The sequence below is a fragment of the Halomonas sp. ATBC28 genome (genome assembly GCF_005937175.1).
Classification (GTDB): domain Bacteria; phylum Pseudomonadota; class Gammaproteobacteria; order Pseudomonadales; family Halomonadaceae; genus Vreelandella; species Vreelandella titanicae.
In genome coordinates, this window is the sequence record NZ_VCQL01000133.1 from 1 (window position 1) to 418 (window position 418).

The following is a 418-nucleotide window of genomic DNA, read 5'->3' on the forward strand; positions in this document are numbered from 1 at the left end:
GTGTGCGATCCTACCCGTACCCGCAAGTTACTTCTCAACCAGCGCGAACTGGACTCATTGTACGGTCGCGTCAATCGAGAAGGCTATACCGTAGTGGCGCTCTCCCTGTACTGGAAAAATGCCTGGTGCAAAGTGAAAATCGGCGTCGCCAAAGGTAAAAAACAGCACGATAAACGTTCAGATATCAAAGAACGCGAATGGCAGGTGGATAAAGCGCGTATCATGAAAAACGCCCACCGTTAAACCTGCACATTACTAATCAAATCCTCACCGCGCCTCCCTATCCGGTGGCGCGAATGAACATCTTGTCGACTGTCAAATCTGACACAGATGTAGCCATCCCATTGCTTAATCGAAAAAAAATCAGGCTACATGGGTGCTAAATCTTTAACGATAACGCCATTGAGGCTGGTCATGG

At 48.3% G+C, this 418-nt stretch carries 1 protein-coding gene; it reads left to right on the top strand.

Annotated features, from left to right (window positions below; all coding sequences use genetic code 11):
* Window positions 1-243, top strand: a 243-nt coding sequence (locus E0L35_RS25690; RefSeq protein ID WP_138801746.1) for an SsrA-binding protein, incomplete at its 5' end; no start/stop codon positions are given.
* Window positions 244-418 lie beyond the last annotated feature (175 nt).